The following is a 15,313-nucleotide window of genomic DNA, read 5'->3' as shown; positions in this document are numbered from 1 at the left end:
TTAATAACCATAATTCAACGCCTCCTTTGAGTATAGTATACACGAATTATAGGATAAATTCAACCTATTTATTGAAGAAAGAGGGAATGCAATATAGAAATCAAAATACCGAAAGAAGTCCGCGACTACCACGAAAACATCTTTTTCGGGCTGAATACGCGGCAGTTTATTTGCTCGGTGCTGGCGGTCGGCGTGGCAGTAGGCATCTACTTTGCCTTGCAGCCGCATGTCGGCACCGAAGAAATCGGCTGGATGTGCATCTTGGGCGCTGCGCCGTTTGCGGCTTGTGGTTTTTTCACCTACCACGGCATGACCGCCGAACAGGTGCTTTGGGCGTGGTTCAAGTCCGAAATTCTCTGCCCGAAGCGCCTTATTTTCAAATCCGACAGCTATTACTACGAAGCCATGCAGCCCGCCATCCGCGCGGGCATGAAACGAAAGAGAGGCAAGCCTATGAAGAAAAGCGAGGATAACGCTTGATTAAAACCCTGTCGAAAGCGCAGAAGATGGAACGCGAAAAGTTCCGGATTCCGCGCAGTGTGCAGGACGCCATTCCCATCCGCCGCATTTTCGCGGATGGGATTTTCCAAGTCGGCAACCAGTATTCCAAAACATGGTCGTTCACCGACATTAACTACGCCATTGCCAGCAAAGAGGACAAAACATCCATGTTCCTTGACTACTCGGAACTGTTGAATGCCCTTGACTCCGGCGCATCGGCAAAAATCACGATCTACAACCGCCGCATCAACAAAGCCGAGTTCGAGCGCAGCGTCCTGCTGCCGGACAAAGATGACGGATTGGACGAATACCGCCACGAATTCAACCAGATGCTGATGGCGCAGGTCACCGGCACCAGCAACAGCATTGTGCGGGAGCGTTATCTGACCGTGAGCGTGGTAAAGCGCAACGCGGACGAGGCCCGCAGCTACTTTGCCCGCGTGGGAACCGACCTTGTAACACACTTGGCGCAGCTTTCCTCGGTGGCAACCGAATTGACACTGAACGAACGAATGCATATTTTCCGCGACTTTTTCAAGGCCGGGGAACAGGCTGCGGCAGAGTTCAACATTCACGAACACGCCAAACGCGGTCTACATTTCAAGGATTGGTTCTGTCCCGATAGCATGGAATTTGCTGCCGACCACTTCAAGATTGATGCCCGCTATGGCAGGGTGCTGTATTTGCAGGACTATGCCAGCTACATCAAGGACAGCTTTGTGTCGGAACTCTGCGACCTTGACCGTGACTTGATGTTATCCATTGATATCCTGCCGGTGCCGACAGACGAGGCTGCCCGCCAGCTGCAAAGCACGCTGTTAGGGATCGAAACGAACGTCACCAACTGGCAGCGCCGCCAGAATGCCAACAACAATTTTACCGCGACCATTCCCTACGATATGGAACTCCAGCGCAAGGAAACCAAGGAGATGCTGGATGATTTAACCACCCGCGACCAGCGGATGATGTTCGGGCTGGTGACGCTCGTGCATCTGGCTGACAGCAAAGAGCAGCTCGACAGCGACACCGAAACGCTCTACTCCACGGTGCGCAAGCACCTGTGTCAGCTTTCCATGCTGCGCTGGCAGCAGAAGGACGGTCTGGACACGGTGTTGCCGTATGGTCTGCGAAAAATCCAAGCCCTGCGCACGCTCACCACCGAAAGCACCGCCGTGCTGATTCCGTTCCGGGCGCAGGAAATCATGGAGCCGAACGGTCTGTACTATGGGCAGAACGCCGTCAGCAAGAACATGATCGTAGCGAATCGCCACTTGCTGCTCAACGGCAACAGTTTCCGTTTGGGCGTGTCCGGTTCCGGCAAGAGCATGAGCGCCAAGGAAGAAATCGTGCAAATCGCGCTCTCCACCGAGGATGACATCCTCATCCTCGACCCGGAAAGTGAGTTCAGCTATCTGACCGAAGCACTCGGCGGTGAGGTTATTCGCATCTCGGCTACATCCGACACCCACATCAACGCGCTGGACATGGATCGCGCCTACGGTGACGAGCGCAATCCCATCGTCAGTAAGAGTGAATTTGTGCTGTCGCTGTTTGAACAGCTCATCGGGGACGGCATGGTGACTGCAAAAGAAAAATCCATCTTGGGCCGCTGCACGGAGCAGGTGTATCTGCCGTATATCCGCAACGGCTATAAAGGCACACCGCCCACGCTGCAGGACTTTTACCGTCTGCTGCAAATGCAGCCGGAACCCGAAGCACAGGGGCTGGCGCTGTCGTCCGAGTTGTTCATCACCGGCACGTTGAACACCTTTGCCCGGCACACGAACGTGGACACGCAGGCGCGGATCATTGCCTACGACATCCGCGAACTGGGCGAGCAGCTTATGCCGCTGGGAATGCTGGTGACGCTGGATGCCATCTATAACCGCGTCATTCAGAACTGGAAGAAAGGCCGCAGGACGTGGATTTTCTGCGATGAGTTTTATATTTTGTTCCGCTACGAGTACAGCGCCAATTTCTTCTACAAGCTGTGGAAGCGCATCCGCAAATACAATGGACTTGTGACCGGGCTGACGCAGAATGTGGACGAACTGCTGCGCTCCGACACCGCCCGCCTGATGCTGGCCAACTCGGAGTTTTTGGTGATGCTGAACCAGAGCGCTACCGACCGCGAGAAACTGGCGAAGCTGCTGAATATCTCGGATAACCAGCTTGGCTATGTGACGAATGTCCCCGCAGGCTGCGGGCTGATTCGCTGCGCGGGCAATATCGTGCCTTTCACTAACAGTTTTCCGAAAAATACTAAACTCTATGGCTTGATGACGACCAAGCCGGATGAAGTAAAGAAGGATTAACAGATGTCTAATAGAAATAGAAGTCCACCTAATAATTATAAGAGAGAAATTTCTTGCAATTGTATGCTATCAGATGTATTATCATCAAATACCATTTTGTATATGTTACAGGCGGGCGCAAAATTTTTTGCAACATTAATAAGACGAGAGCAATGTTCAGCCGAGCAATTTAAACCAATGTATATATTGGTTGGCGGAGCAGATATGTATGGCCTACTACCATCAGGGAATGGAATTACGGCTCTAATTTCTCTTTCGTGTTCCCAACTTTTGTGTTTGATTATGTTTGTGAGGTATAAGAGTAGCATACGCTCTTGTGCTTCTTGTGAAAGAGGAGCGTGATTTTGTGTGGCGTCAAACATATCATTGATAAAAGTTGTCATGAGTTTGTCTGCAAGAATACGCTTGGGTTCATACGAAACAGGATAGAGAAAGGTCATATAATCAAGATTAAATGTGTGTTCGACACAAAATCCTTGGTGGTTATTTGCATAGTATGCCCACATAGGCATATTTTGCTCCTTTTCCTCCGCGTTGCAGAAACAAGCTATTCGATAATTGTTTCTAAGTGTATCTGAGACCGTCTCTATGAGAGAACGACTCCATCCCTTTTCTTCAAGCAAAGATTTATTGAAATAGAGAGCCTTCCCCTCGAAAGGATCATTAAACTCTTCCATTTTGGATAAGTATACCTCACCACGAGAAAGAGTTTCTAATTTCAATTCATTAAGTGCGGGGTCATCTCCCAGACTATAATATTTATATAAGCGATTGGGAATAAAGGCGGCTTTATATCTATTGGCATCATGAGGGTTCCCAGAAAGGATCAAGTTAATATATGTCTCGTAATTCATAGAAGCCTCCTGTTGAATGTCTCTTAACTTTAAAATGGCTTTTTGACGATAAATAGTAATCGAAATACTTCTATTATACCAGAGAAGGTGTTGCTTGAAAAGGAAGCCTCCATATTCTCGATTGGATGAATATGACGGTTAATTTTATTATATGTAATGGCATTATAGCTGACTTGTTATCTGCCTTGACCGGACGGCGGTCTTAGCATGGTCTAAGGCGCAGTGGTGAGTGCGGGATGCTTCCCGCGTTTGTTTCTTGATTACGAGATTAATTATAGCGGTGACTTCTGTTCGGAATTTAAAAGCCATTTGAACGATTTTGAAATTCTATTTGATTAATTTATGACAGGGGTGATGCCATGAAAGATATTAAGGAAAAGCCAACCAAGAGCGTGCCGAGAAGCAATGCCGCAGGGAAAATCCAGAAAGCTGCGCTGAAAAAGGCGTGGACAGAAGCCAAAGAGAAAAGCCGAAATAAGCTGCGGGAAAGAACCTCCACGCAAGAGGATGACAACTACACCGCAGCCCCAGACACCGGCGTAGTGCTGACCGATACATCTCGTTTAGCCATCAAGCAAAACACAGATTTCACCGTGCAGCAGGGGCGCAAGTTTGCCCTCAAGCAGATAGAAAAGTACTGCGAACGCCGCGCCGCAGAACAAACCGAAACAACCCGCACCCACACCGCCTGTGAGCACAATGTCAGCCCGAAACAGACCGAGCGCGGCACGCTGCCCGATGCAGAGCAACGTCCGCGTTGTGGGGCAGATTTGCCCCGACAGCGGGCAAAAGAAAAAGCCGTCACCGCCAAGACCGTGCCGCGCGATATTCGCGGTGTGACCCAAAGCCAGCGCCAACTGCGTACTGTCGCAAATGAAACTGTGCGGAGCGTAACAACCCAAGCACAAATGCATACCTGCACCCGCCAAGTACAGCTTGCTATCCAGAAAGCTGCCAGGAATACCCGCAGGACGGTTACAGCGGTACGCTCGGCCATACGACACTTTCTCGCCAGCCTCCACAGCCTTGTTGCGGCCATTGCCGTAGGCATCAGCGTGGCACTTAGCATCATTATTGTTATCAGCCTTGTGGCCTTTGTGTCCGGCTCGGCTTACGGCATCTTCTTTGCCGCCGATGCTCCCAACGCAGCGTCCGTCACCGTGCGCGAAGCCGTAGACACCCTGACGGCAGAATACCGCGGCAGACTGGAAGAAATCTCCGACACGGTACAGCATGACCGCCAAGAAATTACAGCCAACGATGATGTGTACTATATTCGTTGGCAGGATGTCCTAGCGGTCTTTTCTTCGTATGTTTCAGGAAATGAACAAGGCGCACCCGTTGCGGCGCTGACAGAGGAACAGGTGGATAAGCTGCGGGAAATTATGTGGGCGATGAACGCAGTGGACTACTCTACCCGTGCGAAAACTGTCACCATAGATATCACCGATGAGAACGGCAACCCGACTACCACAGAAATCACCGAAACCGTCCTCGTAATCGAACTGACCCACAAAACCCCCGACGAGATGGCGGCAGATTACCACTTTACCATCCGACAGAATACCTACATGCAACTGTTGCAAGACCCGCAGTACGAGGAACTATGGGCGGAACTGCTCGGCGGCTTTGAGCAGGGTGGGGGAGAAGTCATGTCTCCTGATGGTACACGCGCCCCAACAGGCACACTGCAATGGCCGCTGCCGGTTGCGGGTACAATTACCTCACAATTTGGCCATCGTGTGGACCCCATCACTGGCGAGGTCAGTTCTCACACCGGCACAGACATTGCCTGTGCCGAGGAAACGCCGATTCTCGCCGCCGCAGACGGAACTGTCATCGTTGCCAACGGTCTTGACAGTTGGGGCGGCAGTTACGGCTACTACATCCAAATCGACCACGGCGGCGGGCTGGAAACACTATATGCACACTGCTCCAGCATTTGTGTCACAACCGGTCAGCAAGTACAGGCTGGACAGGTTATCGGATATGTTGGCCATACCGGGCGGGCTACAGGCAGCCATTTGCACTTAGAGGTACATGTAAACGGAAGCAGGACAGACGCAATGAGGTATTTCGGGATGTAAATTGTAAAGAAAAACATACTCTGAGTTGCGCAATAGCGAAAAAATTAGCACGAGGCGCACAAGTTCAGTGGTAATTGTGACAAAAGTAATGCCGTCTTTTTGGCTTTTTTATCCAAAATTAATTTTCTATATTGACAATTTATAGGGCGAGTGCTATTCTTTAGCTAATGCAAGCGGTTGCATTAAAGACTGCAACGCGGTTCCAATATGTACGGATATGCGCTGCAAAAGATGTCTGCTTTTAACAAAATAGACTTGAAAATTATCTGCTTTCGGAAATTGTATAAGTAAACCGATTGCACGGGAGGAAGGACATGGCAGCAACCATCCGGGATGTAGCGCATCGCGCGGGGGTATCGCCCTCAACTGTATCGCGCGTACTAAATAATAAAGGTGTAATCTCAGACGAAACTGCACAGCGAATACAAAAAGCAATGCAGGAACTACATTACGTTCCCAACGATTTTGCAAGAAGTTTTGCGACAGGCAGCGCACATACGATTGCAATTGTTATCGATGTAGAAAACACAGAAGCATATTCGAACAATTTCTTCAACGATACAGTTTTTGGAATTGAGACCACTGCCCATAAAAACGATTATAATCTGCTCATCACAAATGGCGCGGAGGCATTTGGGGGGATTGATTCTGTAGAAAGGTTGGTCTTGGGGAAAAAAATCGATGGAGTAATTATTCCTGAATCAATCGCAAACGAGCCATTCCTCAAACGCCTTAATGAGCAGAAATTCCCCTGTGTGATTTTAGGACGCCACGAGCATACCGAAAACGAAATCAGTTGGGTAGATATAAATAATATGCAAGCCGGTTCGCTGGCGGTACGGCATTTGTTCCAAAAAGGCTATCGTAAAATCGCGCTCATCACAAATGGTGATAAGGAACTTTTTAATAAGGATCGTGTTATTGGGTACTGCCGTGAATTGCAAGATTGTGAACTCCCGTTTGATCAAGGAATGATCATTCATCAAATTTCTTCAATTGATGAATGCAAAAGAAAGGTCGTTGAATTACTCAAATCGGAGAATCCGCCCGATGCGGTTATTTGTAGCAATGATTTGCTTGCGTTGGGAGCAATGCGAGCAGCAAAAGCACTGGGGAGTGACGTTCCCAATGAATTTGGCATCGTTTGCTTTGATAATACGACAATCACAGAAGTGATGGAGCCTTCGATTTCGAGCTTGGATGTAAACACTTACGAATTAGGAGTCCAGGCCGCTGACATACTGATTAACCAAATTGAGAATCCTACGTCAAGCTTGCGCCAGATTTTACTGTCAACAAGAATGATTGAACGTAGGTCAACACAAAGAGAACAAGGAGGTTGTCCCTATGAATCTGCCAGCGGTTAATCACCGACCAACGCAAGAGTTTATTTACCCCACATCGAGGAACGAACTTATCTTGCAGCTATTTACAGCTGCAAAAGACATCGATGAAGTTACATTACTATACTGGGAAAGATATGAACAAGATCCCAGTAAAATCCATCGAAAGAAACTTTCCGTATCATTAAGAGATGATCAACGAGATTGCTATCGAACATCTATCAGGATGAAAAGCATTGCCGCATATATCCGCTATTGCTTTGAACTGAAAAAAGGTACAGAAACTATCTGGTATGGCAGAAACGGATTTGATGAAAGTTTTCGAGGCATGAACGAAAGCTTCTTTGAATTTCTTTGGCCGAATCCGACTGATGGCTTTCGGACTCCTAAATGGGCCGCATCGCAAATTTATTATCAGATTTTCCCTGAACGCTTTTGTAATGGCGATAATGCACTGTCTCCCAAGCAGGCCGTTGTTTGGGGGAGCACCCCCACTCGTGAAAACTATATGGGGGGCGATATTCCCGGAATCATCAAACAACTTCCGTACCTTTCGGATTTAGGAATTACTTGCCTTTACCTGACACCGATTTTTGAAGGAAGTTCGAATCACAAATATGATACGGTCGATTACTATAAAATCGATCCTCAGTTCGGAACGGAAAAAGAATTGCATGCACTTATTACTGAAGCGCATGCATTGAACATCCGAATTTTACTGGATGGCGTATTTAATCATTGTGGTTTTTACTTTCCTTATTTTCAGGATGTTGTTGAGAAAGGCCAAGCGTCACAATATTCCCGATGGTTCTTTGTACAATCGTATCCCATCAAAACAGATCCTTGTACTTATGACTGCGTAGGGCACTATAAATGGATGCCCAAGTTAAACTTGGCAAACGAGGCGGTCCAGAACTATTTCACAGAGGTTGGACTATATTGGATACGAGAATTCGGAATTGATGGATGGCGATTAGATGTGGCAGATGAAATGCCAACAAAATTCCTTGAACATTTTGCTGCTACAGTAAAAGAAAAATATCCCGATGCTCTTCTCCTCGGTGAAACATGGGGGGATGCAGATAGGCTTGTAAGCGGAAACCGCCTGGATTGTGCGATGAATTATCTGTTCAAGGATGCCGTAACAGATTGGATCGCAAAAGATAAAATATCTGTATCCACATTTGATCAGCGCATCAATCGGATGCTCTCCCTTTATCCGCAAGAGACGAATTTGCGGATGTACAATCCGCTGGATAGTCACGATACGGCCCGGTTCCTATTCTCTTGTGGCAATGACATTGCACGGCTGCGTTTAGGAGTTGCGCTTCAAATGACATTGCCTGGTTGCCCGGCAATATTCTATGGTGATGAAATTGGCATAACCGGGGATAACGACCCGCTATGCCGCCAGGCAATGCAATGGGATAAGTCAAAACAGGATCTCCACACAAAGGAATGGTATAAAAAGCTAATCAAGTGCAGAAGAAACAGCAACGTTCTTCAAGAGGGAAACTTCCACACATTATATGTTGACGATGAAAATGGTGTTTACGCATTTTCACGTAGCGTCGATAATGATGTGGCAATTATCATTCTTAATACCGGCACCAAGGAAATCCAAATACCACCTCAAAAAGGACCAACTGACAAAACACTAACGGTTTTATTTAACGAAAGTGCAGCATTCTCTGCACCGCAAAACAAACTTAGTTCCGAAACGAAATGCTCTGATGAAGAAATGTGGACAACATCAGGGTGTTCCGTAAAAATATTAACAACAGAAAGCGAAGGTGTAACACAATGAAAAAGCAATCCACAAAAAAAGTGCTGGCACTTGCTACTTCCGCTGCAATGATGTTGACGGCATTCACGGCATGCGGATCTTCACAAGCACCAAGCACTACCCCAACTCAGCAAACTTCCGAGGCACAAAGTGAAGAAGCAAAAGATGATTCCACCAACGGTGATACGGTTACGATCAACTTTTGGCATCACTACAGTGCGCAGTCCGCAGAGAATGAGACCTTGATGAATGTTCTCATTCCTAAATTTGAAGAAGAGAATCCCGGCTATAAGGTCAATGCAGTTTCTCATGACTGGAGTGACCTTCATGACAAGATTCTGATCAGTGCAAGCTCTCAGACGCTGCCGGATGTGGCCCGCCTGGACATTGCATGGGTACCGGAATTCCAGAAGATGAATATTCTGGTGCCCCTGGATCAGGAAATGAGCGATTTTGAGGAGGTTAGCAGCGAACTGCTTCCCAGTGCAATGAGCACTGCACAAATCAAAGGAAGCTATTATGCGCTGGCCTTGAACACGAACACGAAAATCATGTTCTATAACGAGGAAGCGTTTAACGATGCAGGCTTGTCCGCCCCGAAGACAATGGACGATATGCTTGCAGCTGCCCAGAAGCTTTCTGGAACGAACGCGAACGGTCAGCAAGTCTGGGGCCTGGATGAGCCGGCTCTGGCGGGCTGGAATGTTCTGCCCTACATTTGGAGCAACGGCGGCGAAATCACCGATGAAAACTACACGAAAGCAACTGGCTATCTGAACAGCGAAGCGACTGTGAACGCTGTGAAAATGCTGGCCGATATGTACAAGAACAGCGAATTCACTGGCTTTAACAGTGGTGATATTCCGATGACGGATGGTTTCGGCACTGGTCGTTACATGATGCTGCTGGAAGGTCCGTGGAAGACTTCCGAGTTGGCGGGCGCATATCCTGACTTCAAGTACGCCACTTGTGAGGTTCCCGCAGGATCGGCTGGTTCCATTTCCGTTCTGGGCGGCGAAGACATCGCTATGTTTAACACCGCCAATAAAGAAGGCGCATGGAAATTTATGAAGTTTATGACCAGCGATTTTGCCGAAGAAGAAATGGCAAAGTGCGGGCAGATTCCGGTAAACAAAGAAGCGCTGGATAGCGATGTTGTTGCCAATGCTGATTATGCACCGTTCCTGGATGCCATTACCACTGCAAAGGCTCGCCCGCCAGTAGCCTCTTGGAGCGAAATTGATAACGAACTCACTACTGCAATGACTTCCATTATTAGTGAGGGTGCCGATGTCCAGGAAACTCTGGATGCTTTGGCAACGAAGGTAGATGCACTATTGGCGGAGTAAATGTATTATAACATTTTTCCCGCAGTTAGACAACTGTTTTCGGCGGTTGCTCTATATAAAGTGAGGATATAGCGATGGGAATCAAATCAAAGCGTGACAAATTCCAAATCGGAGCGCTTCTGCTGCCGGGAGTGATGGTCTTCGCATTGTTTACGATTTATCCTATTACGAAGCTGTTTTACATGAGTTTCTTCGAATGGAACTTCGGAACAATGCTGGAACACCCGTTCTGTGGGATCAAGAATTACATTGATGTTTTGTCGGATGAAACCTTTAGAACTGCGTTTGTCAATACAATCATTTATACGATAACCACAGTTCCTGGACAGATGATTCTTGGACTTCTGGTCGCGGCATTTATTAATTCCATTCCCCGGTTTCGTATCACGTTTCGCATTGTGTATTACATCCCTGTAATTACATCGTGGGTTATTGTTTCACTGGTATTCCGCTACATTTTCAATACAGAAGGTATGTTGAACTACTTTATTACGAATGTGATTCACATATCAACTGCCAACATTCCTTGGCTGGATACAAGAGCAGGCGGCATGTTCGTCCTGATTCTGCTTGGCATCTGGAAAGGTGTAGGTTGGAACATGGTTGTGTTTTTGGCCGCATTGCAAAGCGTTCCGCAAGAGCTGTATGAATCGGCTGAGATGGACGGATGCGGAAGTATTGCCAAGTTCTTTTATATTACGATTCCGTGCATCAAATCAACGATCCTGTTTGCGCTTGTAATGCTGACAATTGGCGGCTTCAATGCATTCACATCCATTAAGATGATTACGGGCGGAAAACCAATGCACAAGACTGAAACGGTCTTGACTTGGATGTACTATAAGGCATTTAATGCCGGTGAGTTCGGATACGCAGCAGCGCTTTCGTTCATTGTCGCGATAACATTGATTCTGCTGGCAATCCTTCAGTTCAAGGCTATGCAGCAAAGTGACTCTGTAGAGTGAGGTGAGCATATATGCATACCATAAATAAGCAAAAAACGATTCAAAATGTGATTCTTTATGGTCTTCTGCTCATTGGCGGTGTGTTTTCTGTCCTGCCTATGATCTATATGATCAGCACTTCACTGAAGCCCAATGGAGCACTTTATGAGTATCCGCCGCACTTTTTCCCGAAGCTTAGCCAGATAACGCTGGAGAACTACGTCTACATATTCAATCAGGAAAAGTTCTATTTGAACTTCCTGAACAGCCTTGTGGTAGCCATTCTGACTATCGTATTTGCAGCAATTATTGCGAGCGCACTGGCCTTTTGTATTGCACGATTCCGCTTCCCAGGAAGAAAGGTTCTGTTTGCCTTGGTTATCGGGACAATGATTATTCCAGGTACTACTCTGATAATTACGCAATATCAACTCGCAACCTACTTTAAGCTGACAAATAAGCTGCTGGGATTGGTTCCGTTTTATGTGGCGTGGGTTATTCCCTTCTCCACGTTTATGATCAAAAACTACATTGAGAGCATTCCCAGGGACTTCGATGAAGCTGTATACGTTGACGGTGGCAGCATTTTTACGGTGTTCTTTAGAATCGTAATGCCTCTGGCAAGTCCTGCAATTGCGTCTGTAAGCATTTTCAACTTTCTTACTGCCTGGGATGAATATCAGTGGGCCTTGACGGTTATCAACGATAATGCTAAAAGAACTCTGCCGATTGCTATTTCAGGATTCTTTGGACAGCATCAATTCACACAGTGGGGCTATGTTTTCGCAATGTCTATGGCAAGCTTACTTCCGGTTCTGATTATATTTATCTGCTGCCAGAAATATTTCGTTTCCGGGTTACAAACAGGAGGCATCAAAGGCTAATGACAGTTATGTCCGATAAAGCCTTGATGCGAGCATCAAATCATTTTGCAAGACTTGGCATTGAAATTATATGGGCAGATGATTTTAATGAAATCCCATGGCTTTTACGAAGGCTTTTGATAAAAAAGATTTGATTCTTTTAAATCTGAGAAAGCCAAATACTATAACCCCCAATAGCCGCCCGCCGGTTCAATGACCGGCGGGCGGCTATTTTTGCTTACGCCCATTTAAAATCAACGCCTGCAATAACTTTATGATATGAATTTTACACAGAAGTATTATGTTTATCATTATCACTGTCACACATTTTCTCAATAGCGTTTTTTAGTAACGGAGGAATCGATGCTCCCATCTTTTCTGCGTTTTCCAGAATACTCCCCAATTCGGATACAATGTACCAAAACAGGACGATGGGTGTAAGCAGCATATCATAATTAAAAGGAAGCGTAAGTCCTGAAATGTGATTCAGCGTTAGCCCAAGCAAAATGTCGGTCAAGACACTGACAAAAACCATAATGATGCTCCCACCTTTATGCTACAGGCCTTGCCTGGCTTTATGGGAACTCCATTCACCATTTTTAATGGCTTGTGCTGTGCCGGTCAGACAATCCAGCATCATACAGGCAGCATACAAGGCAACAAGCCAACCAAGCCAACCGTGCATTGCGGCCCATAACCCAATAGCACCAACACCAGCGACCTTTTCAACAGAATCTGTTTGCATATCTCCATAAGTTCTCCTTTTGTTCGTTTATTAATGGAACGGTTTGCAGAAAAAATTGTTCAAAAATGCATAAAAAGTAAAACATCCTTGTTGTTTCAAGCCCGTCGCATCCCTGAAGTGTGATGGGCTATTTTTATACATCGCATGATTTGCTTTCTGTGAATATACAAGCGGGGCTATACAAATGATATTAAAGTAGAAAAATAATGATAAAACTAAACCTCGGAACGTATAAATTAACGATGATGTTTGATTAAGAAAATAAAAGGGTAAAAAGAAATTGCCCTATAAGGCTCGCAATAGCTGACGATTTTGAGCCTTATAGGGCATATTATTTGAATTAATTATATGGAGGGCCTTGAATTATTATTAAACGGAATGCAAGTCAAATTCTCGAAATGGAATAACGTCCTTCAAAGACCATAAGCCGATAGGACTCTCCCCGCCAATAGAAATTCATTCGTAGTGCCTTCCATCCAGACGGTAAGACAGGGGAGAAGACCGGCGTATCTCCATCAAAGGTTGCTCCCAAGAAGCCAAAGAAGATACTTGACCACGTTTCGCCCAAGCAGGCAAGATGAAGACCTTCTTTTCCGGTGTTGTTCATGATTTCGTGTAGGTCGAGATACAGCGCTTTTTTGAAGTATTTTTCGGCAGCTTCCTGCAGGCCGTTTTGTGCAGCAAAAAGTGCATGGCTGGCGAAGCTCAGCGTGGAATCGTGCAAGCAGCACGGCTCGAAATCTTCCCATGCGTCCAGACGCTCTTCAGGAGTGAACTTCTTAGGCAACCGGGACATCAGAAGCAGTGTATCAGCCTGCTTGATAACTTGATACCTTTGCAGACGGTCAAAGCAAACATGATGATAGCTGGCACCGTCATCGGTTTTGAGCGTTTTAATGTCTACGGGCTCTAGCCGAGTAAAAGTCTCATCCGGCAAATATCGGCCAGTTTGCGGATCGCGACATTCTTTTAGATTGTCTCGCAGAGAATGCCAGGCAAGGACTTCCTCATCGCTGAGGGAAAGCTTCGAATACCGATTGGAATCGGTTTCCTTGAGTTTCAGCGCTGCCTTGATGGCCAAATCAAGATTAAACTTTACCATGCAATTGGTAAAGAGATTGTTGTTGGTAATGCCGCAATATTCATCAGGCCCCTTGCAGAACATGAGGTCAGCAGAGCCATCAGGATGAATGATGCAGCGGCTATACCAGAAGCGGGCAGTTTCGATGTAAACTTCCATAGCTTGCAGGTGAAAATTCTCATCACCGGTGGCATCAAAGTACTGCTGCATAGCGAAAGGAATATCTGCGGTAATGTGCAGCTCACTGGCACCAATGTCCCAGCTTTCGCACTGCTCAGAACCGTCGAAAGATGTCATCCAAGGATACCGAGCGCCGGCATTGTTCATCTTTTTGGCGTTCTCTTTTGCCTGCGGAAGGGTTCTTACGCGATATTCCATTAAGCTCTTAGCGGCTTCGGGGTGGGTATACAGGAAGAAAGACAGCATAAAGAAATCCGTGTCCCAGAAATAGCATCCTTTATACCGTGTGTGCGTTAATCCGCGTGCGCCGATACTTACACTGCTGTCACGGGCAGAACAGCTGGTGATAAGCTGGAAAATGTTGTACCGCACAGCGGACTGATCATCAGGGGCTCCATCGATTTCGATATCCGACTCATTCCACCGAGAGGCCCATGCCAGAGAGGATTTTGCAAACAGTTCATCATAAGTGTCAGAGATTTTGTTGCTCCCAATAAGCGGGTCGATATCTCGACTTGTGGTGATGCGCGTGGTGATCTCCAAAACAAACTTTTGACCGCTTTGTAAAATCCCATGCCACTGCTTTCCAAGACTGTCATCGGAGATATAGTCTTCAGAATCTGAAAAAGAAGTATGGAAAAACATCTGTTCTCTTACGATTAAGCCGGTACCTAAAATAGAGAAAGTACAATCAACAGAATCCTTACACATGTCATGCTGGGTGGGCTCGGCAAGTTTGATGGTTTCGTGATTTTCTTTTACCTGATCATCCGGAACAGGGCAGTTGCAGCAAGCAGTATGAATTCCTGCATGTACCGAGATATTGGAGGTGCGTGATGCGGAGAAGGAAAGCCGCTGTACGAGCAGTGAGGGATCGGACATACTGCAGAACACATGATGCTCAATATTTAGAGTGGTTTCACCGCTTTTGGCTAAAAAAGACTGTGAGCGAACGCCTGTTTTCATATCTAGGGTGCTGGATACAGGAGAGGAAAGTGTAATAGGATGTCCATCACATTCGATATTTTCCCAGACGGGGGTAGGTAGGTTCACAAAATCGGTGATGCCGGGTTTGATTTCACCGAAGATACCGGCAACGAACAGACCTGTCTCAAAGGTGCGTTTCTCCTGCCAGAATGGAAGATATCCACGGATGCCCATGCGGCCGTTCCCGGTGAAAAAAGTGCTTTCTTCAAAGCTATCATTTGTGCTATTTGTCGTAAGCTCAATTTGCCAAGGCTTCAAAAGTATGTCTTGACGCATAA

The 15,313-nt window shown here is 46.7% G+C and carries 11 protein-coding genes and 1 pseudogene; 9 read left to right on the top strand and 3 right to left on the bottom strand.

What is annotated here, in order from left to right; all coding sequences use genetic code 11:
- Positions 1–93 precede the first annotated feature (93 nt).
- Positions 94–480 carry a PrgI family protein gene (locus tag NE623_RS13535; protein ID WP_256273242.1) on the top strand — a complete coding sequence of 129 codons (387 nt, stop codon included), beginning with the start codon at positions 94–96 and terminating at the stop codon, positions 478–480.
- Positions 477–2,816 carry a VirB4-like conjugal transfer ATPase, CD1110 family gene (locus tag NE623_RS13530; RefSeq protein ID WP_370866759.1) on the top strand — a complete coding sequence of 780 codons (2,340 nt, stop codon included), beginning with the start codon at positions 477–479 and terminating at the stop codon, positions 2,814–2,816. Before NE623_RS13535 ends, NE623_RS13530 begins: the two co-directional genes overlap by 4 nt.
- A 35-nt stretch (positions 2,817–2,851) precedes the next feature.
- On the opposite strand, the gene NE623_RS13525 is transcribed toward NE623_RS13530, so the two are convergent.
- On the bottom strand, positions 2,852–3,670 hold the full coding sequence (locus NE623_RS13525; protein ID WP_256273214.1) for a DUF2971 domain-containing protein: 819 nt from the start codon (positions 3,668–3,670) through the stop codon (positions 2,852–2,854).
- 359 nt (positions 3,671–4,029) lie between these two features.
- Here NE623_RS13525 and NE623_RS13520 point away from each other — a divergent pair, with 359 nt between their 5' ends.
- The 7 genes from NE623_RS13520 to NE623_RS13490 all read left to right on the top strand — a co-directional run bounded on the left by NE623_RS13520 (position 4,030) and on the right by NE623_RS13490 (position 12,197).
- Positions 4,030–5,757 carry a M23 family metallopeptidase gene (locus NE623_RS13520; protein WP_256273216.1) on the top strand — a complete coding sequence of 576 codons (1,728 nt, stop codon included), beginning with the start codon at positions 4,030–4,032 and terminating at the stop codon, positions 5,755–5,757.
- A 314-nt stretch (positions 5,758–6,071) separates the two neighbouring features.
- On the top strand, positions 6,072–7,124 hold the full coding sequence (locus NE623_RS13515; protein WP_256273217.1) for a LacI family DNA-binding transcriptional regulator: 1,053 nt from the start codon (positions 6,072–6,074) through the stop codon (positions 7,122–7,124).
- A complete protein-coding gene (locus tag NE623_RS13510) occupies positions 7,105–8,907 on the top strand; it encodes a glycoside hydrolase family 13 protein (RefSeq protein ID WP_256273218.1) in 1,803 nt (600 codons plus the stop codon). The genes NE623_RS13515 and NE623_RS13510 overlap by 20 nt, the downstream gene beginning before the upstream one ends.
- Positions 8,904–10,235, top strand: coding sequence for an extracellular solute-binding protein (locus NE623_RS13505; protein ID WP_256273221.1), 1,332 nt, complete (start codon positions 8,904–8,906; stop codon positions 10,233–10,235). The genes NE623_RS13510 and NE623_RS13505 overlap by 4 nt, the downstream gene beginning before the upstream one ends.
- A 74-nt stretch (positions 10,236–10,309) precedes the next feature.
- Positions 10,310–11,200 (top strand): carbohydrate ABC transporter permease, encoded by an 891-nt coding sequence (locus NE623_RS13500; protein ID WP_256273224.1) that lies wholly within the window; start codon positions 10,310–10,312, stop codon positions 11,198–11,200.
- Positions 11,201–11,211: 11 nt separating this feature from the next.
- The gene (locus NE623_RS13495) at positions 11,212–12,063 is read left to right on the top strand and encodes a carbohydrate ABC transporter permease (protein ID WP_256273225.1); all 852 of its coding nucleotides are present in this window, start codon (positions 11,212–11,214) and stop codon (positions 12,061–12,063) included.
- Complete coding sequence (locus tag NE623_RS13490) at positions 12,063–12,197, top strand: hypothetical protein (RefSeq protein ID WP_256273226.1); 135 nt, start codon at positions 12,063–12,065, stop codon at positions 12,195–12,197. Before NE623_RS13495 ends, NE623_RS13490 begins: the two co-directional genes overlap by 1 nt.
- A 131-nt stretch (positions 12,198–12,328) precedes the next feature.
- Here NE623_RS13490 and NE623_RS13485 read toward each other — a convergent pair.
- A pseudogene (locus NE623_RS13485) lies at positions 12,329–12,727 on the bottom strand (phage holin family protein).
- 445 nt (positions 12,728–13,172) lie between these two features.
- Positions 13,173–15,311 (bottom strand): glycoside hydrolase family 65 protein, encoded by a 2,139-nt coding sequence (locus NE623_RS13480; protein WP_256273227.1) that lies wholly within the window; start codon positions 15,309–15,311, stop codon positions 13,173–13,175.
- Positions 15,312–15,313 lie beyond the last annotated feature (2 nt).

Origin of the sequence: Gemmiger formicilis, assembly GCF_024462815.1 — a bacterium.
In the GTDB taxonomy this organism is placed as follows: Bacteria; Bacillota; Clostridia; order Oscillospirales; family Ruminococcaceae; genus Gemmiger.
This window is presented reverse-complemented; position numbering and strand designations above follow the sequence as displayed.

Bases quoted from the DNA above. Each gene is read 5' to 3' on its own strand.
- NE623_RS13525 (WP_256273214.1), bottom strand. From the start codon at position 3,670: ATGAATTACGAGACATATATTAACTTGATCCTTTCTGGGAACCCTCAT.
- NE623_RS13520 (WP_256273216.1), top strand. From the start codon at position 4,030: ATGAAAGATATTAAGGAAAAGCCAACCAAGAGCGTGCCGAGAAGCAAT.
- NE623_RS13515 (WP_256273217.1), top strand. From the start codon at position 6,072: ATGGCAGCAACCATCCGGGATGTAGCGCATCGCGCGGGGGTATCGCCC.
- NE623_RS13510 (WP_256273218.1), top strand. From the start codon at position 7,105: ATGAATCTGCCAGCGGTTAATCACCGACCAACGCAAGAGTTTATTTAC.
- NE623_RS13505 (WP_256273221.1), top strand. From the start codon at position 8,904: ATGAAAAAGCAATCCACAAAAAAAGTGCTGGCACTTGCTACTTCCGCT.
- NE623_RS13500 (WP_256273224.1), top strand. From the start codon at position 10,310: ATGGGAATCAAATCAAAGCGTGACAAATTCCAAATCGGAGCGCTTCTG.
- NE623_RS13495 (WP_256273225.1), top strand. From the start codon at position 11,212: ATGCATACCATAAATAAGCAAAAAACGATTCAAAATGTGATTCTTTAT.
- NE623_RS13490 (WP_256273226.1), top strand. From the start codon at position 12,063: ATGACAGTTATGTCCGATAAAGCCTTGATGCGAGCATCAAATCATTTT.
- NE623_RS13480 (WP_256273227.1), bottom strand. From the start codon at position 15,311: ATGCGTCAAGACATACTTTTGAAGCCTTGGCAAATTGAGCTTACGACA.